The following is a 16,920-nucleotide window of genomic DNA, read 5'->3' as shown; positions in this document are numbered from 1 at the left end:
TAATAACCGCCGACGATTGTCAGCATACGGAGATCCAGAGCGGTCTGATCGCCCACGAATACCTCGTCCTCGACGGTGAACTTCATGCGGACCCGGTCCGGCAGCAGCGTCAGCGAATTCACCTTTCCCACCGCTATCCCGGCCAGCCGGATATCGTCCCCCGGCCGGATGGCACCGGCTTCGGCCATATCGGCGGAATAGCTTCGCCCGCTGTTCGTTCGGGTGATGTAGACGGCCCCGATCGCGGCGAGCAGTATCAGCACCCCGCAGATTCCCGCTATACCCCAGCGTAGTTCGGCATCGCGTTCGGACTTCGACGCGAAAATTGAGCGCAGTGGTGAGAACAGTGCCCGTCGCAGGCGGGTCAACGGTGGCATAGTGTGATCCTTTGTCCGGCGATGAGGATCTGCAGTGGCTCCGGAGCCTGCGCAGATCCGTGTGTACAGGTCATCGCCGCTTCGGGCCCGGTCGGCGGTAAGGCCGCCGCGATCGTCTGGATCAGGCCCGGCAGCCGGCCGAATACTGCCGCGGCATCATGCGGCGACGGAAATGCCTGCTGTAGAAGGGCATCCAAATCCTTGCCGGGCTTGCCGGTGATTCCCAGCACTTCCAGCATGTCCCGCAAAGGCTTCAGCACCGGTGGAATGGTGATCGCGAAATCAACCAGCCCCGGCAGCTTGTCGGTTATCGCGGTGAACAGGCTCGTCAGGTTGGTCAGCAGTTGCATCGAATTTCCTGACCTGCCGCCCAGATGTACCGAGACCTCGGCCAGGTTGGTCACCAGTGTCGACAACACTGCTTGCCGATCCGAGGCGTACCGGCTCAACTTTTCGATGGCATCAAGTGCAGGACCTACACCCGTTCCGTTTCCTTGGATCAGCGCCAGCAGGCTGGTCGCGAACTGGTTCAGATCATCCGGCGACAGTTCCTTCAGTACCGGCTGCAACCCTTTGAACAGTCTCGTGATATCGAAGGAGGGCACCGTTTCCGACGGCTCGAACACCGCCTCGGGGTCGCGTCGCGTGCCGGGCCGATCCGGCTGCTGGACCTCCAGGTAGCGGAACCCGGTCAGGTTCTGATATCGGATCGCCACTGTGCTGTCGACGAATACCGGGCGATCACGGATCACCGTGAAACGTACCCGGGCGAGGCTTCCCGCCAACTCGACCTCGCCCACCTTGCCGACCGCCACCCCGTACATTCGTACGTCATCACCCGTGCGCAGGCCGTTGGCGTCGGTGAACAACGCAGTGTAAGTATCGGTCGCCCCGGCTACCGGCCGCTCGAGTACGCGGAACACTCCGATCAATGCGATGACGATGACGGCCACAGCGGCCGAAACCCGGAGTAAGAGCGATCGTGTCGACATCAGCGAACTCCCGGCGTGGTATTCGGCCCGAACACCGTCGACAACGGACCGGCCAGCCCAGGCACGACCTCCAGATCGGCTGTGGCGTTGAGCACCGGTCCATTCGGGGTGTCGGTGAACGCCGTGCCGAGGCGATCGAGGAGATCACTCAACTGCCGGCCCGAACGTTGCGGCGTGCCGACCGAACTCGACAAGCGGTCCAGCATGGCAGTCATCAGGGGAACGAACTCGGCGAAATAGTGCCGGCCGGTGCTCAGGGTCTGTGCAGTGGCCGGCAGCAGCCGACTCTGGAGATCGGCGAACATCCGGCCGTATCGATCCATGTGCTCCGGGGTCGAGAGATATTCGTTGGTGTAGGCCGAGTACAGAACCTCCACTCCGCCGGAGATCAGCGCCGGCACACCTTCCAATGTCGCTCCGAGTCGGTGGAACAGCAGTGAGGTGGGCATTTGCTGGGTGTCGGTGAACGATCGCACGGTGGTGCCGATGGCCTGCAAGATCGGGCTGAGCGCCCGAACATCGCGCGCTGCCGTCGCCAGCAGTGCCGCCAGCTTCGGTGTCAGTACATCGGTGGTGAGGCCACCGGTGGATTCCAGCAGCGCCGCCAGTGTCGCGTCTCGGAGCCGGTCGGCGTTGTGGCCGGTCAGGTCGATCGTGGCGCCGTCGGTGAGTATCGTGCCACCGTCGCCCGAGTGGAGATCGACAGCACTGATGCCGAACAGGTTCCCCATCGCAAAATCGACGCTCAACCCATCGGTCAGCCCGAACAGCTGAGAACTCTGCAAGCTCAGCGAAATGCGCTGCCTTCCCGAACCGATCCGGTCGATCGACGACACCGAACCAACGCGTACTCCGTCCAGCCGCACAGCGGTACCCGCCGCGACGCCCTCACCGATCTGCGCGGTCAGCAAAGCGACCTGAAGCTGTCCGGCCGGCATACCGCTCGGGGCCATTCGGTGCCCCACGAAAGCAACGAGGGCAAGTGCAACCACGAACACGCCGAGGATGCGGGCGCGGCGAGGACTGACCTCGGTACCGGGCAGAGAATAAGCAGGCACGGCATCATCCTGTGAATGTGATCGGAGAACGGAACCCCCAGAGCACGATCGTCGCGACCATGTCCAATGCGATGATCGAGACCAGACTCGCCCGCACCGCCCGGCCCGACGCGGTCCCCACACCTTCGGGCCCACCGGTGGCGAAGTACCCCTGATAGCAGTGGATCAACACCACAGCGATCGCGAACACGACCACCTTGATGGTGGCCGCAACCACATCCCAGCCCAGCACGAACTGATCGAAATAGTGGTTGTAGGTGCCCGACGGTGTGCCGTGCACGGTTGTCACGATCAGCTCGCAGGAGAAGTAGGCCAGGATCAGTGACACTACGAAAGCCGGTGCCACGGCAACGATTCCGGCAATAATCCGGGTGGTGACCACAAACGGCACCGATCGGACACCGAGGGATTCGATCGCGTCGATCTCTTCCGATATTCGCATCGACCCGATCTCCGCGGTCATGCGGCATCCGACCTGCGCGGCGAAACCCACCCCCGCCGCAATCGGCGCCAATTCGCGTGTCACACCGAAGGCCGACATCAGGCCGGTGAGCTGTCCCAGCGACAGGAGGTTCAGCGCACTGTATGCCTCGATGCCGATCGAGGCACCCATCGCCGCCCCCATCAGCAGCATCAGCGGCACCACCCCGCCGCCGACGATCACCGAGCCACGGCCCCACGTCATGTCCGTGATCACCATGACCGTCTGCCGACGATAATGTACCAGCGTGTACGGCACTGCCGAGGCGGCCTGCCATGCGAAGCCGAGCGCGAACCCGGTCGACTCGATCGGTGCCCACGGGCGCAGCCGGCGACGTAACCGGCCCGCCCACCGCAGTCCGGGCGGAATATAGGGGGAGGCCGTCATCACGCCATCCTCAGCGGGAAGAACATGGTCACCACCTGTGTGATCACAGTGTTGAAGACGGTGACCACGGCGACCGACATGACCACCGCGGCATTCACGCCGTCGGCCACACCGCGAGGGCCGCCCTTGGCTTCCAGTCCGCGCTGGCACGCGATCACCACCACCAAGAATCCGAAAAGAAATGCCTTGACCAGCGACACCCAGATATCGAGCGGGGTGGTGAAGGCACCGAACGACGTCCAGTAGCTGCCCGGGGTGACATCGAGCGCGGCGACAGCGACGAAGAATCCCGAGCCGATGCCCACCACCACGATGAGAACGTTGAGCAGAGGTGCCACCAGCATCATCGCCGCAATCCGCGGGACCACCAGCCGCTGGACCGGATCCAGGCCCATGACCCGCATCGCGTCGACTTCCTCCCGCACCGTCCGCGCCCCGAGATCGGCCGCGATCGCCGCGGCCCCGGCACCGCCGAGCATGAGTGCGCTCGCCATCGGTGCGCCCTGCTTGATCACCCCCAGCCCGCCGGCCGCTCCGATCATGGAATCCGCACCCAACTGCGACACGATATTTCCGACCTGCGCGGACACGATCACACCGAACGGAATCGCCATCAACACACTCGGAACTGCGGTCACTTTGATCAAAAACCATGACTGCGAGAGGGTTTCGCGCGTCTGAAACCGCCCCTGCGCCACATCGGCGATGCCGACGCGGATCGCGTGCCCACTCATCCGCAGGCCCCGGCCCAGCGTGGCGATGCTCGAAACAAGCGTCTCGGACAAGTTTCGGCGTAATACAGTCAGTGCCGCCGTCTCCGATGGCCCGGCCGGCCCGGCCACCGTGACATCGTGACCATCCGACTGGCCGGGAGGGGTTTGCACCATCGGTCACCCTTCCGTCAACCGGTGATATCGCTCGGGGCGAACCGGAGGTCGATGCGGCAGTCGCATGAGCACCCGCGGGAGCAAGGCGCCGGCCGGTCGCTGGAGCACCGGCGTCACGTTTGCCGAGATGCGCATGATGAACAGTTCAGATCATGCATCGCAGCTCGCCGATCTTCGCAAGGAAGCGATCGATCATCCAGGCGGCGGATACGTTGCTGTCGATCCATCGATCCTCCAAGAAAGTGCTGGTCCAAAGGTTCTCATTATCGGCGGCTGCTACTTGCCGGTCAGCTTTCGCCGAGCAACAGTAAAAGGAACTATAAGCATTACAGTGTGCTGTTGTACAGTAAGTTCGGATTCTGAAATACTATCTCGAGGGCAGTGGGACCACGGAGGTTTTGGATGAAGCGGGCACGTTCGAGCAAGGGCTTCGCCAACTCGAGATCGGCAGACTACGTAGTCGTGGGGTCGGGCAGCGCGGGCGCCGTCGTCGCTCGGCGATTGGCCGACACCGGCGCCACCGTTACGCTGATCGAGTCGGGTCGCAGGCTGCGAGGGCCACTCGTCACGATCCCCGGAATGTGCGGAGCGATCCACGCGATGACGTTGTTGCAACGTCGTATCACCTGGCCCGCGTACACGATTCCGCAGCGACACATGAGTGGCCGCAGGCTTCCTCAGTCCCATGGTCGTGCCCTCGGCGGTGGAAGTGTGATCAACGGGATGGCGTTCGTGCGCGGAAACCGGCAGAACTACGACGACTGGGCAGGTGCCGGCGCCGCCGGCTGGGGGTTCTCCGACGTACTCCCTTCGTTCCGGCGGCTGGAAAGTTTCGAGGATGGGCCGAGTGACCTGCGTGGCGGGGCCGGTCCGATCGCGGTAGAGCGGACCACCGGGCTGGCTCCGGTGACACAAAGCTTCATGTCCGCGTTGTCGGCGATCACGGGCGTCCAGGCGAACGACGACTACAACGGGGTTCGGCAGGCCGGTGTCGCCGCGCTACAGCAGAGCACCAGCGCGGGCCGGCGGGTAGGAACCGATCGCGGATACCTGTCGGATGCCCCCCCGAATCTCCAGGTGGTAAGCGGTGTGACCGCAACCCGGGTGCTCGTGGAGAACGGCCGCGCGGTCGGTGTGGAACTGGTTGCGGCCGGTAACCGGCGTCCGATCGAACCTGCCCGTGCCGACCGTGAAGTCATCGTCAGTGCGGGATCACTGGGTTCGCCGCGCCTGTTGATGCTCTCCGGAATCGGCCATCCTGCGCACCTGCGTGAGCACGGGATCGAAGTCATCGCCGATCTGCCCGTGGGCGATAATCTGCACGACCATCTATTCGTCCCGATGTCCTATCTCGCGCCCAGTGGGCGCAGCGCATCGCCGGCGAGTTTTGCCGGGGCAATGGTGCGTGAATGTGTGCGCCCGCGGTCGACGTATCTGGCGCACACCCTGTTCGAAGCCGTAGCTTTCGTGGACAGTGGTGTGCGGAGTCGCGCCGATGTTCCCGACCTGCAAATGTTCATCCTCCCGATGAGCTATCCGGAAAACCAGGACGAGCCAGGACTCCACTTGGCCGCTGACCCGTCACCGTCGCTGACGCTCCTGCCCACCATGCTCTATCCCGAGAGCCGGGGGACGGTGCGGCTCGCGTCGACCGACCCGTTCGCCGCCCCGCTGATCGACCCGAACTACTTGGCGGAACCGCGGGACCTCGCGACATTGATCGCCGGCATGGAGCTTGTGCGGGAGACGGTTGCCCACGGCGCGGTTGCCCCCGGCGTAGGCCGTGAAGTGCTGCCCGGTTCCGGTAAGACCGGCGCAGACCCGGCGGATTTCGTGCGACGCAATGCCTCAGGCGTGTATCACCCGGTCGGCACCTGCCGGATGGGGACAGAGGGTGATTCGGTGGTCGACCCGCAGTTGCGTGTGCACGGCGTCGACGGGCTGCGGGTGGCCGACGCTTCGATCATGCCGCATATCGTCGGTGGCAACACGAACGCCGCGGCGATGATGATCGGTGAGCGCGCAGCCGAGCTGATCACGGGCTGTCGATGACGTGCTCCGGCTCGGCTGTCGGCACGGCAGCGAGCAGACTGTCGCCGCCCCTGGTGAAGGCCACGGAACACTTCCTATCTCGGGGATGGTCGCCTGTTCCGGTCTATCGCAGCGGATTCGGCACGATCGGCTGCGGTTCTCCGCTGAGTTTTCGAAGGGTGGCGATACAGGCATGTAGTTCGTCGAGCGATACTCCGGCGGCCCCGGCGCGAAAGAACTCGTGCAGCTCGCGCAACGACTGCTGTTGTGTCGCAACACCCCGCGGGGTCACCTCGAGTTTGATGACTCGGCGGTCGGTGGGGGATGACGTCCGCCCCAACAGCCCCGCAGCGACCAGCTTCTCCACATCGGAGGTGATCGTGCTCGGCAGCACATTCAGATAGTCGATCAAGAGTCCCGGACGGTCGAGGCCGGCGTGGACCAGGAAGATGATTCCGAGTGCGCGTTCGGATATCCGGCGCTTTCGCGCCACCGGCAGAGTCAGGTTCGAGATCATCCGCCGGACATCGGTTACGGCACTGAGGAAGTCGATGATATCAGCGTCGTCGGCAGCGCCAATGGTGTCGCTCACGACCTGGTACTTTACTACATTCGCCTAAATATACGTTTTCTGAACTACCTTGGGTTACTCTTCAGATCGAGGCGGAAGCCGTTTACACGCCCAGGGGGGCTCGAGGATCAGCATGGAGTGTCATGAAATCAACCGAACCGAAGCGAGTTCCCGTAAAGCCCGACAGCGATATCACGCCACCGGGCACAGCCCGGTTGTGGTCGTGGAAGGCACTCGCGTGCTGGGCTGTCGCCGCGGTGGTGGCCGGCGTCGTTTTCGCGACCGCCGAGAAGCACGGCCCGGCATCACCGGACAACCGTAATCCCGGCGGAGCGGACAAACCACCGCCGGTCGAGCCACTGTGGTCAGAGATCGATTGGCTCACTGTGGGACAGCTTTTGGGCGTCGTCCTGTTCATTGCCACCGTCATCGCCTGCGTCTGGGGCTGGCGGCGGCATCCGGGGCACCCGGTGATCCTGATGGTCATTGCGACCAGCACGCTGTTGTGGGTCGACCCGTACAACAACTGGGCCATCGGCCTGGTCTACAACCCGGACCTCTGGCACTTTCCGCGAGAGTGGCCGTGGCTCAACCTTTCTCCGGTGATCGAGCCGTTGACCTCGTTCGTCTACGCGCCCTACATCCTGCTCCCGTACTTCCTGGTGATGCCGATCCTGCGCGCCGTTCAACGGCGTCGGGGGCCGGACTCGTTCGTGTGGCGCCACCCCTTGATTTCCCTGGCCGTGCTGACGTTCATCTGTGGCGTGATCTGGGACATCCTCCTGGAAGTATTCCTGGTACACACCCAGTTCCTGACCTACACGCATGTCGTCGAGTTCGGCTCGATCAATGCCGGCAAGAACACGCAGTTTCCGCTGCTGTGGGCGAGTGTACTGATCACGATCGTGATGATTCCGGCGTCACTGTTGCTCTATCGAGACGATACCGGGCGTTCCCAGGCGGAGAAGATCGCGCGGCGGTTCGAGTTCCACGACCGGCGTCCGAACCTGGCCACCTTCTTGGTGATGGCGATCGTCCTGAGCGTCATGATGTTCAGTTTCAGTTCGGCGTTCTGGGTCTTGCGTGCGACCGGCGCCGCATCCACTGTCGCCTGCCCGTGGCCGTACCCGGCAGCGAAGACATGGGACCCACACGGGTATTACGAGTCCGAGGGCGCTCCCGGACCGTTCACCGCCGGCGCGGGAAGCACCTGGCAGATCGGGCAACCCGATGGCAGGCCCGCCCATATCGACCAGCAGTCCCAGCGCTGCAATCCCGGCAACTGACGTCGTCGGGGGATTGGGAAACCGATGATACTGACCGATAACCCTGATGTACGCGCTGTTTCAGCGACGCCGTTCTACAAGTCGGTCGGCAACGAAGCGGAAGTGTTCCGCGCAGCTGCCCGTCGCGGTCTGCCGGTGTTGCTGAAAGGCCCCACCGGGTGTGGAAAGACGCGGTTCGTGGAGGCCATGGCGGCCGAGATCGGCCGCGATCTGATCACCGTAGCCGGGCACGAGGACCTGACGTCGGCGGACCTCGTGGGTCGTTTCCTGCTGAAGGGCGGAGAAACAGTGTGGGTGGACGGGCCTTTGACGCGGGCTGTGCGCGAAGGTGCCATCTTCTATTTGGACGAGGTGGTGGAGGCACGTCAGGACACCACCGTGGTGATCCATCCACTGGCCGACCATCGTCGCGAACTCCCGGTCGACCGGCTCGGGGCGACCTTGTCGGCGGCGCCCGGGTTTCAGCTGGTGATCTCGTACAATCCCGGCTATCAGAGTGTTTTGAAGAACCTCAAGGAGTCGACCCGGCAGCGGTTCATCGCCATCGAACTCGGCTTTCCGCCGGCCGAGGTCGAAACCGAGGTGGTATCCCACGAAGCCGGGATCGACGAGGATACGGCGCGTGCGCTGGTGACCCTGGGCAACGCTATCCGGAATCTGGACGGGGCGCCGCTACGAGAAGTGTCGTCCACGAGGATGCTGATCCTCGCAGGCGGCCTGGTCGCGGAAGGGCTGAGTCTGCGCAGTGCTGTCCAGTCGGCTGTCGTACAGGCGCTGTCCGACGATGACGAAGTAGTCCGTGCACTGGGCGAACTCGTCGACGCCGTCCTGCCCCGCTCATGACCGCGGACGACCCCGATGGCCCGGACCGGTTTCGTTTGCTGGCGACCTTTCTCGCCGGCCGGTCTGTGCAGATCGCGTGGTCGGAGACCGGGATGGCCGCGCATACCACCGGCCGGACCATCTTCATCACGTCCGGCCGGCCTGGTGTCGAGCAGCGTCGGGAGGTACTCGTGCAGGCCGCACTTCTCGGTGCGGGAAGCCTGGCTCCGCCTGTGGTGAAGGCATTGCGGCGACGACCGACACTGGCACGTCGCTATCTGGCCCTGGAGGGACAGCGGGTTCTCGCCCAGCTGCCGGATCCGGTCTTGCGCGCTGCTGAACTGCCTTGCGGCAGGAAAACCGGTACCGCGACCGCCGAGGAATCACTCGCAGTGGCCCGGACGCGCCGACCGGTCGCCGATCCGCCGGACTGGTTCGGTGTCATCGACCCCTCCCTCCTGTGCATCGGTGATATTGCGGCGAGTGCGCGCCCCTCCGACAGGCAGCTGCTCCTGGACTCGGATGAGCCCGGCGAGTCCGCGGCCGATGATGAGCAGACCCGGGATGGTGAAATCGGGAATCTGTTTCGGAATCCACTGTTCAGCGTGCGAAGTTTGATGAACTTCTTCCGCAATGAACGTGGCAGCATGCGGGCGGCCGTGGCAGGGGCCGGGCCCGCCGGCGCCGGTACCTCGGCGCGCACAGTGCCTCGTGGTGGGCGCAGGATCGGAGCCGACCGAACAAGGCCATGGAAAACGCACATCCGATTCACCGATGACGGCATGCCCAGCGTCGTCGCTGGGGTGAGCGGCATCCTCTACCCGGAATGGGATGTCCACCGCCGGCGGTACCGCCCCGAATGGTGCCGGGTTGTCGATTTCCCGGTTACAGCCGAGGCCGACAACCTGGCCGAGGGTGTCTCACGCGACGATATGCTGCGCCGACGCCTTGCCCGGGTCGGCACGGGCTCCACAATGCTGCGTGGCCGGCCCGAAGGCGACGAATTCGACACCGAAGCGCTCATCGGTCTTTTCGTCGACCTGCGCTCAGGCTACTCACCACGCGAACACATATACAGCGAACGCCGGAAATTGGCACGGGATCTCGGTGTGCTCATCCTGCTCGATGCTTCCGGCTCCGCCACAGATGCAGACCACAACGGCTTCACGGTGCACGACCACCAGCGCCGCGCAGCCGCGACTCTGGCCGTAACACTGGAAGAATTAGGCGACCGCGTCGCTGTCTACGCGTTCCGGTCACACGGCCGCCAGGCGATCCAGCTCTCGGCGATCAAAACATTCGGACAGCGTTTCGGCGCCGCCGGGCAAGCACGGCTCAACCGGACCCGGCCCTCCGGGTACACGCGCCTCGGTGCCGGTATCCGCGGCGCGGGCGATATCCTCAAAACCCGATCGGGCACACAGAATCGGCTGCTGCTCCTGCTGTCCGACGGGTTGCCCTACGAGGACGGCTACGACGGCCGCTACGCCGAGGCCGACACCCGGAAGGCAGTCGAAGAACTCCGTGGCGACGGCGTCGGTTGTCTGTGCCTGTCACTCGGCGGCGAGACAGACGCCGAAATGCTCGAGCGTATCTTCGGCGCCGCCGGCTACGCCACCGCCGCCACCCTCGCCGAGCTGAGCCCGCGTATGGACGAACTGTTCCTGGCCGGTATACGGGAATTCAGCGCGCCGAAACCGCGCCGCGGATGACGCGAGCTCACCCAGGGACGGCCGGGCAGCGGTAACAGTCGCGGATACGCGTGTTGTGGCCGACGAGTGGCCGGGACCCGTGCACGGCAGTGGCTGTGCAGGCTCAGCGACCGAAGTCCCGGTATGTCATGCCCAACCGGGGCGCCGACCTGGGGATCGGCAACTTGGGGTGGGTTACTCGGCCGCGGCGCGCGTCCGAGCTCTACCCGTCTTCGCGGCTGTCGAACGGGTTGTACGTCGCGCCGGTGCGGGCTTCTTCTGCTTGTGTTCGCTTCCCGAGAGCAACCGGGAAGCGTGGTCGAGAATGGAGTCCAGCCCGTGCTCGAAGTTCCGGTCGTCCGGCGCTCCGGAGTGGTACCCCTTGGCGGCGGCCTGCGCCAGCAGTGGAGTGGTCTCCGGGTCGATGATCACGTTCTCGTAGTATGCGGTGGATTCGGGACTGAGCTCGCGGTTCTTGTCGGAGAGGCGTTGCAGCACAACGAATCCGTGTACGTGCAATTGCACCCGAGAGTACGTCTCGACGGCGGCCTCCAAGGAGAATCCGGCCTCGACGAGGCTGGCGATCACCCGCTCCGTCTGCTTGCCGCCGAGCCGTGCCGCCTGTTTGCTCAGGGCCGACCTGATCAGGATCAGATCACACAGGATGGGGTTGCCGAGGAAGGTCTGCCGCATGGTCTGTGCGTGTTTGCGCAGGGTTTCGCGCCAGTCTTCGGCTTCGATGAAAGGCGTCTCGAACGCGTACTGCCGTAGCGCTCGATCGGTCATCGCGTTGAGTAGTTCTTCCTTCTTGCGGAAGTACCAATAGATGCTCGTGACGCCGACGCCGAGATGCTTGCCCAGCAACGGCATGCTCAGATTGTCGATCGAGATCTCTTCGGCGAGTTCGAATGCGCCCGCGACGATATCGTCGGGGTTGAGAGAGCCGCGTTCGCGTCTCGGGCGCTTCGTCGCGGTTCCCTGCTTCGCCATCTCGAACCCACTTCCTCGCTGGTGTGATATCGGCAAGGCGCAGTACGGGGTCTGTCGAGGCTAGCCGGCCATGAAGCCTCCGCGGTGCGCTACTTTGCCGAAACTGTCACTGTTGACGTTACCACAAGGGTATTCTGTCGGGCTTCGCAGCGGATGGGTCGTCGGGTGCTGTGCGGACAGTTGCTGGGTCCGGAAACCTCCTGCTCTTCACGATAAACCGCCTGGCGTGGTGGGCCTCCCGCCGCACACCTTGTCTTCGGTGTCAGGCCGGCGCGGTGGCAACAGTGAGTGCCGTTCCGGTCGCTTGTCGCACCTGTTCCACGCTGACCCCGGGTGCGGTTTCGCGCAGGATCACCCGTCCGCCGGTGATATCGAGAACGGCGAGGTCGGTGATCACGCGGTGCACGACGGCTTGTCCGGTGAGCGGCAGGGTGCACGTGTCGACGATCTTGGGGGAGCCGTCGCGGGTGGTGTGTTCCATCAGCACGATCACCCGGCGGGCGCCGTGGACGAGGTCCATCGCGCCGCCCATACCTTTGACCATGGCGCCGGGCACCATCCAGTTGGCCAGGTCGCCGGTTCGCGAGACCTGCATACCGCCCAGGACCGCGGTGTCGATATGGCCGCCGCGGATCATGCCGAACGAGAGTGCGGAGTCGAAGAACGCGGCGCCCGGTTCGACGGTGACGGTTTCCTTTCCGGCGTTGATGAGATCGGCGTCGACCGCATCCTCGGTGGGGTAGGGGCCGGTGCCGAGGATGCCGTTCTCGCTGTGCAGGACGACCTTCACGCCGTCGGGCAGGTGGTTGGGAATCAGGGTGGGCAGGCCGATGCCGAGGTTGACATATTCACCGGGGAGGAGTTCGCGGGCCGCGCGGGCTGCCATTTCGGTGCGTGTCCAGCTCATCGGGTGGCCTCCTGCCGTACGGTGCGCTTCTCGATTCGTTTGTTCTGCGGTCCGGTGTGCACGATCCGCTGGACGAACACCCCCGGCAGATGCACATGCGCCGGATCGAGTTCGCCGGGGGCGACGAGTTCCTCGACCTGGGCGATGGTCACCCGCCCGGCCATCGCGGCCAGCGGGTTGAAGTTCAGCGCCGTTTTCTCGAACACCAGGTTGCCGTCGGTATCGCCGACGGCGGCGTGGACGAGGGCGTAATCGGCGACGATGCTCTCCTCGAGCACATAGCGCCGGCCACCGAACACTCGCACCTCTTTCGGCGGTGAGGCGACCGCGACCGAACCGTCCGGCCCATACCGCCACGGCAGCCCGCCCTCACTGATCGGTGTCCCGACCCCGGCCGGTGTATAGAAGGCGGGGATACCCGCGCCACCGGCGCGTAGTCGTTCGGCGAGCGTGCCCTGCGGGAGGAGTTCGACCTCGAGTTCGCCGCCGAGGTACTGGCGCGCGAACTCCTTGTTCTCGCCGACGTAGGAGGCGGTCACCCGGGCGATACGACCGGCGGACAGCAGGATTCCCAGCCCGTAGTCGTCGACCCCGCAGTTGTTGGAGTAGACCTCGAAGCCGGTGGCCTCGCCCTCGGCGATGGCCGTGATCAAGGCGTCCGGGACGCCGCACAGCCCGAATCCGCCGACCGCCAGAGTCGCTCCCGAACCGATATCGGCGACGGCAGCGGCGGCGTTCCCCACCACTTTCGGTTCCATTCCCAGCTTGCCTCTCGTCTTGTATGTCCACTCAGCAAACGCTGCTGCCGAGGTTCTTCCACGAGAACATTCACCGGTCTGAACTGGCAAGGGTTCAGGTTGACCGAAGCAGGTATTGCTCATCGTGTGGACGCTGTGCCAGTTCTACGTCCACTCAGTGAACGTAGGATGGAGGGATGAGCGCAGAGCCGAACCCGTCGGTCCTCGGGCGCGCGGCCGCCCTGTTGCGCGCGGTCGCCGCAGAAGGTGATCAGGGAGTGACCACCAGCGATCTGGCACGCCGGACCGGGTTGGCGCGGCCCACGGCCCACCGCCTGCTCGTCGCCCTCGCCGAGGAAGGCTTTCTGGACCGCGACGCCGGAACGGGGCGATGGCTCCTCGGCCCGGAACTGTTCCTCATGGGCTCGCTCGCCGCGGAGCGCTACGACATCGGCGATGCCGCCCGGCCGGTGCTGCGGGTACTCGCCAGGGAGACCGGAGAGAGCGCATTCCTGTCCGTCCGCCGCGGTGACGAGACGGTATGCCTGGCCGGTGAGGAGGGCAGTTTCCCGCTCCGGTCCCACGTGCTGTACCCCGGCATCCGTTTTCCCCTCGGTGTCGCCTCGGCAGGATTGGTGATCCTGGCACACCTGCCCGACCGGGATATCGAGGACTATCTCGCCCGGACCGACCTGAGTACCGACTGGGGCGCCCCCCACGCACGCCCCGAGCTGGTCCAGCGCATCACCGCCACAAGGGAATCCGGGTGGTGTGTGAATCCGGGCCTGCTCGTCGAGGGCAGCTGGGGCATGGCGGCGGCGGTCTTCGACCAGCGCGACGAGCCCCGATGGGCACTCAGTCTCACCGGAGTCGAGAGCCGGTTCCGCGCCGACCGCCGCGGCGAGCTGGGCGGTCTGCTACTCCGCCATGCGCACCATCTCTCGCGGGAGCTACGCCGGCGCCCCGCCGGGCCGCACACGCTGAATCCGGGCCCTTCTTGATCGGGGCCGTCGAACTGCCACCCGGATGGTGCAGGGACTGCCGCGGCCCTCGTCAATGAGCGGGCACCGACACGCACACCATGGTGGTGTCTTCGAGGGCCTCGACGACCCCGGGCGTCTGCTCCGGAATGTGCACGAATTCACCCGCACGAACCGTCACGGTGTCGCTGTCTTCGCCCACCCGCAGCGCTCCGCTGAGCACCACCCAGACCTCCGCGTAGGCAGCCGGCAGCTCGGCACGCGCGCCCGCGTGTAAGAACGACGTGTAGGCGCTCATCGACCCGCCCGCCTCTTTGTCCAAACCGGGCGCGATGAGGATCCGGTCGCCGAAGCGGACGGCGTCCTCACCCATCGCCGAACTGAATTTGCGAGCCCGCGAAGGCATGACAGCCATGGTGAACCCCTTCTCACTGCGTAGTGTCACAGTAGCCGGGGCGGTGTGCTGCACGACGGCACCACGGCCCGCCGGCGGAGGTCGCCCTGGTTCGCGATCAAGAAAGTGCTGGACCTACGCGGCATCGTCGAGCCGGAAAGGTCCTCCGGTGAGCACCCCGGCCGCCATCCCAGTAGCCGCGGGGACAGTAACGGCCGAGATGGTGGTGGATACGATACAAACCTCGGCCACCGTCGACCGGAGGGAGAAACCGTACCCTCGGAATCGCGCGGCCACGCTGAACAAGCGTTCCGATCGGCAATTTGTGAAACCGGAAGGGGTGATCGTATGCGGGGAACGGAACAGCAAGAGCGGGCGGCGGCTCGGGCCCGAGAGCTACCCGGTGCGAGTCTGGAACACCCGTTCGGTCCGGACTGGGATGTTTTCAAAGTCCGTGGAAAGGTTTTCATGCTGCTCACGCAGATGACCGGTGAGCCCATGGTGACAGTGAAGGCCGAGCCGGGTGAAGCGGAAGCGCTGCGGGAGTCCTACGAGCACATCGCGCCCGGTTATCACATGAACAAGCGGCACTGGATCACCTTGACCCCGGGCGATGACATCGACGCGGCGCTGGTCGACGATCTGGTGACGGAATCGTATCTGCTGGTCGTGGAAAAACTCCCGAAGGATCAGCAGCCGGTGGACCCGAAGCGATTCGTGCGAGGAGAACCATGACCCTTCCCGGTGCCGAGCGGCAAACGGCAACCGCCGGTCGGCCGGTTCGCTGCCCCGCGTCCTGCCTCCGCTGAACCCGCGCCCGGCCAGAGGTCACGGCATGGCGACGCGGATGTTCTTGACCTGCTGGAATTCGTGTAGTCCTTCGAGTCCGCCGGCGCGGCCGGTGCCGCTCTGCTTGTACCCGCCGTACGGGCTCTGCGGAGAAAGGTCACTGTTCCTGTTGATCCAGACGGATCCGGCGGCGAGTCGGCGGGCCACCCGGTGTGCACGGGTCAGGTCACGGGTCTGGACGTAGGCGTTGAGTCCGTAATCGGTGTCGTTGGCCAAAGCGATGGCTTGTTCTTCGTCGGAGAATCGGAGTACCGAGACGACCGGACCGAACGTTTCGGTTCGAGCCAGCGGTGACCGGTTGTCCACCTCGGCGAAGACGGTGGGTTCGAGGTAGTAGCCGTCGGCCAGGTCGCCACCGAGGCGGCGGCCTCCGGTGACGAGTTCCCCCATCTTCTCGGTGACAGCGCGGTCGATGGTGTTCAGTATCCGGTCGGTGGCGGCTCGGCTGACCACGGGACCGACCAGGGTCAGCGGGTCGAACGGGTCGCCGACGGTGGCGGAAGTGACGACGGACAGGAACTTCTCCATGAACGTGTCGTATATCGAGTCCTGCACGAGGATCCGGCTGCCGCAGGCGCAACTCTGCCCGGACTGGCCGAGCGGTCCCTGGAATGCGGCCAGTTGTGCTGCTCGGTCCAGGTCGGCGTCTGCGAAGACGAGATTCGCCGATTTGCCGCCGAGTTCGGTGGCGACGGGGGTGAGCTGCTGCGCGGCGGCGGCGAGGACCGTGCGGGCGGTGTGTCCACCGCCGGTGAAATGTATCTTGTCCACTCCGGGGTGACGGACGAGCGCATCACCGCCCTCCGGACCCGAGGGAACGACGTTGACCAGCCCCGGGGGCATGCCGACGTCGAGGCAGAGCCGACCGAAACGCAGCGGTGTGAACGGGGAGATCTCCGAAGGTTTGAGTACCACGGCGTTTCCGGCGGCCAGTGCGGCCGAGACCGCGAGACCGATGACGACCAGTGGCCCGTTCCACGGCGCGATGACACCGACCACGCCATAGGGTTCGCGTTCGACCAGGTTGACATCGAATTTATCGGAGACCGGTGTACTCGCGCCGTTGGCTTTGTCGATGTAGCCGGCGTAGTAGCGGAGGTACTTCTCGGCGAGTGCGGCGTGGCCGGGGCTCATCCTGATCGGGACCGCGAAGTCGTGCACGTTCAGCCGGCCCATGTGCTCGGTGTCGGCGTGCAGGGCGTCGGCGAGGTCGATCATGAGATCGCGTCGCCGCTCGGGGGTGTAGGAGATCCATTCGCGTTGCGCTTCGGCGGCGGATCGAACCGCACCGTCTATTTCGGCGGCGCCGGCCAGGTCGACGGTCGCGTTGGGCCGGCCGTTCGCGGGGTAGATGTGCTGGTGGGTGCCTCCGGAAGCACCGTGGACCCATTCGCCTGCGATGAGCAGGCCGGTGGGCAGAGTCTCCGGTGGGATCGGGGTGGCGGGGCTGGAGGTCATGGCGGTCTCTGTCGTCGGTGTG

Annotated in this window: 17 protein-coding genes; 6 read left to right on the top strand and 11 right to left on the bottom strand. The window is 65.0% G+C overall.

The genetic code is table 11. The features are described from left to right. The 5 genes from QH195_RS17050 to QH195_RS17030 all read right to left on the bottom strand — a co-directional run. The coding region (locus tag QH195_RS17050; RefSeq protein WP_280436115.1) for an MlaD family protein at positions 1-377 on the bottom strand (377 nt) is incomplete at its 3' end. Beyond that, positions 365-1,369 carry an MlaD family protein gene (locus QH195_RS17045; RefSeq protein ID WP_280436114.1) on the bottom strand — a complete coding sequence of 335 codons (1,005 nt, stop codon included), beginning with the start codon at positions 1,367-1,369 and terminating at the stop codon, positions 365-367. The genes QH195_RS17050 and QH195_RS17045, both read right to left, overlap by 13 nt. Beyond that, positions 1,369-2,427, bottom strand: coding sequence for an MlaD family protein (locus tag QH195_RS17040; protein WP_280436113.1), 1,059 nt, complete (start codon positions 2,425-2,427; stop codon positions 1,369-1,371). The genes QH195_RS17045 and QH195_RS17040 overlap by 1 nt, the downstream gene beginning before the upstream one ends. 4 nt (positions 2,428-2,431) lie before the next feature. Continuing rightward, a complete protein-coding gene (locus QH195_RS17035; protein ID WP_280436112.1) occupies positions 2,432-3,295 on the bottom strand; it encodes an ABC transporter permease in 864 nt (287 codons plus the stop codon). Then, positions 3,295-4,080, bottom strand: a complete 786-nt coding sequence (locus QH195_RS17030; RefSeq protein ID WP_432278429.1) for an MlaE family ABC transporter permease — start codon at positions 4,078-4,080, stop codon at positions 3,295-3,297. Before QH195_RS17030 ends, QH195_RS17035 begins: the two co-directional genes overlap by 1 nt. Positions 4,081-4,584: 504 nt before the next feature. On the opposite strand from QH195_RS17030, the gene QH195_RS17025 reads away from it, so the two are divergent. Continuing rightward, positions 4,585-6,234 (top strand): GMC family oxidoreductase, encoded by a 1,650-nt coding sequence (locus tag QH195_RS17025; RefSeq protein ID WP_280436111.1) that lies wholly within the window; start codon positions 4,585-4,587, stop codon positions 6,232-6,234. A gap of 103 nt (positions 6,235-6,337) precedes the next feature. Here QH195_RS17025 and QH195_RS17020 read toward each other — a convergent pair whose 3' ends face one another. Beyond that, positions 6,338-6,805: a MarR family winged helix-turn-helix transcriptional regulator gene (locus tag QH195_RS17020; protein WP_280436110.1), complete on the bottom strand. Its 468-nt coding sequence runs from the start codon at positions 6,803-6,805 to the stop codon at positions 6,338-6,340. A gap of 122 nt (positions 6,806-6,927) precedes the next feature. Between QH195_RS17020 and QH195_RS17015 the strand changes: the two genes are divergently transcribed. From QH195_RS17015 to QH195_RS17005, 3 genes are read left to right on the top strand one after another with little or no spacing between them, the layout of a single operon-like run. After that, entirely contained in the window at positions 6,928-8,070 is a 1,143-nt protein-coding gene (locus tag QH195_RS17015; RefSeq protein WP_280436109.1) for a spirocyclase AveC family protein, read from the top strand. A 24-nt stretch (positions 8,071-8,094) separates the two neighbouring features. Beyond that, a complete protein-coding gene (locus tag QH195_RS17010) occupies positions 8,095-8,913 on the top strand; it encodes a CbbQ/NirQ/NorQ/GpvN family protein (RefSeq protein ID WP_280436108.1) in 819 nt (272 codons plus the stop codon). Further along, on the top strand, positions 8,910-10,604 hold the full coding sequence (locus QH195_RS17005) for a nitric oxide reductase activation protein NorD (RefSeq protein WP_280436107.1): 1,695 nt from the start codon (positions 8,910-8,912) through the stop codon (positions 10,602-10,604). Before QH195_RS17010 ends, QH195_RS17005 begins: the two co-directional genes overlap by 4 nt. 174 nt (positions 10,605-10,778) lie before the next feature. On the opposite strand, the gene QH195_RS17000 is transcribed toward QH195_RS17005, so the two are convergent. The 3 genes from QH195_RS17000 to QH195_RS16990 all read right to left on the bottom strand — a co-directional run bounded on the left by QH195_RS17000 (position 10,779) and on the right by QH195_RS16990 (position 13,238). Further along, positions 10,779-11,573: a TetR/AcrR family transcriptional regulator C-terminal domain-containing protein gene (locus tag QH195_RS17000; RefSeq protein WP_280425815.1), complete on the bottom strand. Its 795-nt coding sequence runs from the start codon at positions 11,571-11,573 to the stop codon at positions 10,779-10,781. Between the two features lie 262 nt (positions 11,574-11,835). Beyond that, entirely contained in the window at positions 11,836-12,480 is a 645-nt protein-coding gene (locus QH195_RS16995) for a CoA transferase subunit B (protein ID WP_280436106.1), read from the bottom strand. Further along, on the bottom strand, positions 12,477-13,238 hold the full coding sequence (locus QH195_RS16990) for a CoA transferase subunit A (protein ID WP_280436105.1): 762 nt from the start codon (positions 13,236-13,238) through the stop codon (positions 12,477-12,479). Before QH195_RS16990 ends, QH195_RS16995 begins: the two co-directional genes overlap by 4 nt. Before the next feature lie 176 nt (positions 13,239-13,414). On the opposite strand from QH195_RS16990, the gene QH195_RS16985 reads away from it, so the two are divergent. Continuing rightward, entirely contained in the window at positions 13,415-14,218 is an 804-nt protein-coding gene (locus QH195_RS16985) for an IclR family transcriptional regulator (protein WP_280436104.1), read from the top strand. 52 nt (positions 14,219-14,270) lie between these two features. Here the strand turns inward: QH195_RS16985 and QH195_RS16980 are convergent, their stop codons facing one another. Then, a complete protein-coding gene (locus QH195_RS16980) occupies positions 14,271-14,603 on the bottom strand; it encodes a cupin domain-containing protein (protein ID WP_280436103.1) in 333 nt (110 codons plus the stop codon). A gap of 336 nt (positions 14,604-14,939) precedes the next feature. Between QH195_RS16980 and QH195_RS16975 the strand changes: the two genes are divergently transcribed. Next, positions 14,940-15,326 carry an MmcQ/YjbR family DNA-binding protein gene (locus QH195_RS16975; RefSeq protein WP_280436102.1) on the top strand — a complete coding sequence of 129 codons (387 nt, stop codon included), beginning with the start codon at positions 14,940-14,942 and terminating at the stop codon, positions 15,324-15,326. Between the two features lie 93 nt (positions 15,327-15,419). Here QH195_RS16975 and QH195_RS16970 read toward each other — a convergent pair whose 3' ends face one another. Further along, positions 15,420-16,898, bottom strand: coding sequence for an aldehyde dehydrogenase family protein (locus QH195_RS16970; protein WP_280436101.1), 1,479 nt, complete (start codon positions 16,896-16,898; stop codon positions 15,420-15,422). Between the last annotated feature and the right edge of the window lie 22 nt (positions 16,899-16,920).

Origin of the sequence: Nocardia carnea, assembly GCF_029868855.1 — a bacterium.
Taxonomy (GTDB): domain Bacteria; phylum Actinomycetota; class Actinomycetes; order Mycobacteriales; family Mycobacteriaceae; genus Nocardia; species Nocardia carnea_A.
Note: the sequence above shows the minus strand (reverse complement) of the source record. Positions and strands in the feature narration are given on the sequence as shown.

Excerpts from the sequence above, each read along its gene's own strand:
- QH195_RS17035 (WP_280436112.1), bottom strand. The coding sequence starts at position 3,295 with ATGACGGCCTCCCCCTATATTCCGCCCGGACTGCGGTGGGCGGGCCGG.
- QH195_RS16980 (WP_280436103.1), bottom strand. The coding sequence starts at position 14,603 with ATGCCTTCGCGGGCTCGCAAATTCAGTTCGGCGATGGGTGAGGACGCC.
- QH195_RS17005 (WP_280436107.1), top strand. The coding sequence starts at position 8,910 with ATGACCGCGGACGACCCCGATGGCCCGGACCGGTTTCGTTTGCTGGCG.
- QH195_RS16970 (WP_280436101.1), bottom strand. The coding sequence starts at position 16,898 with ATGACCTCCAGCCCCGCCACCCCGATCCCACCGGAGACTCTGCCCACC.
- QH195_RS17045 (WP_280436114.1), bottom strand. The coding sequence starts at position 1,369 with ATGTCGACACGATCGCTCTTACTCCGGGTTTCGGCCGCTGTGGCCGTC.
- QH195_RS17000 (WP_280425815.1), bottom strand. The coding sequence starts at position 11,573 with ATGGCGAAGCAGGGAACCGCGACGAAGCGCCCGAGACGCGAACGCGGC.
- QH195_RS16990 (WP_280436105.1), bottom strand. The coding sequence starts at position 13,238 with ATGGAACCGAAAGTGGTGGGGAACGCCGCCGCTGCCGTCGCCGATATC.
- QH195_RS17015 (WP_280436109.1), top strand. The coding sequence starts at position 6,928 with ATGAAATCAACCGAACCGAAGCGAGTTCCCGTAAAGCCCGACAGCGAT.
- QH195_RS16995 (WP_280436106.1), bottom strand. The coding sequence starts at position 12,480 with ATGAGCTGGACACGCACCGAAATGGCAGCCCGCGCGGCCCGCGAACTC.
- QH195_RS17010 (WP_280436108.1), top strand. The coding sequence starts at position 8,095 with ATGATACTGACCGATAACCCTGATGTACGCGCTGTTTCAGCGACGCCG.
- QH195_RS16985 (WP_280436104.1), top strand. The coding sequence starts at position 13,415 with ATGAGCGCAGAGCCGAACCCGTCGGTCCTCGGGCGCGCGGCCGCCCTG.
- QH195_RS17025 (WP_280436111.1), top strand. The coding sequence starts at position 4,585 with ATGAAGCGGGCACGTTCGAGCAAGGGCTTCGCCAACTCGAGATCGGCA.
- QH195_RS16975 (WP_280436102.1), top strand. The coding sequence starts at position 14,940 with ATGCGGGGAACGGAACAGCAAGAGCGGGCGGCGGCTCGGGCCCGAGAG.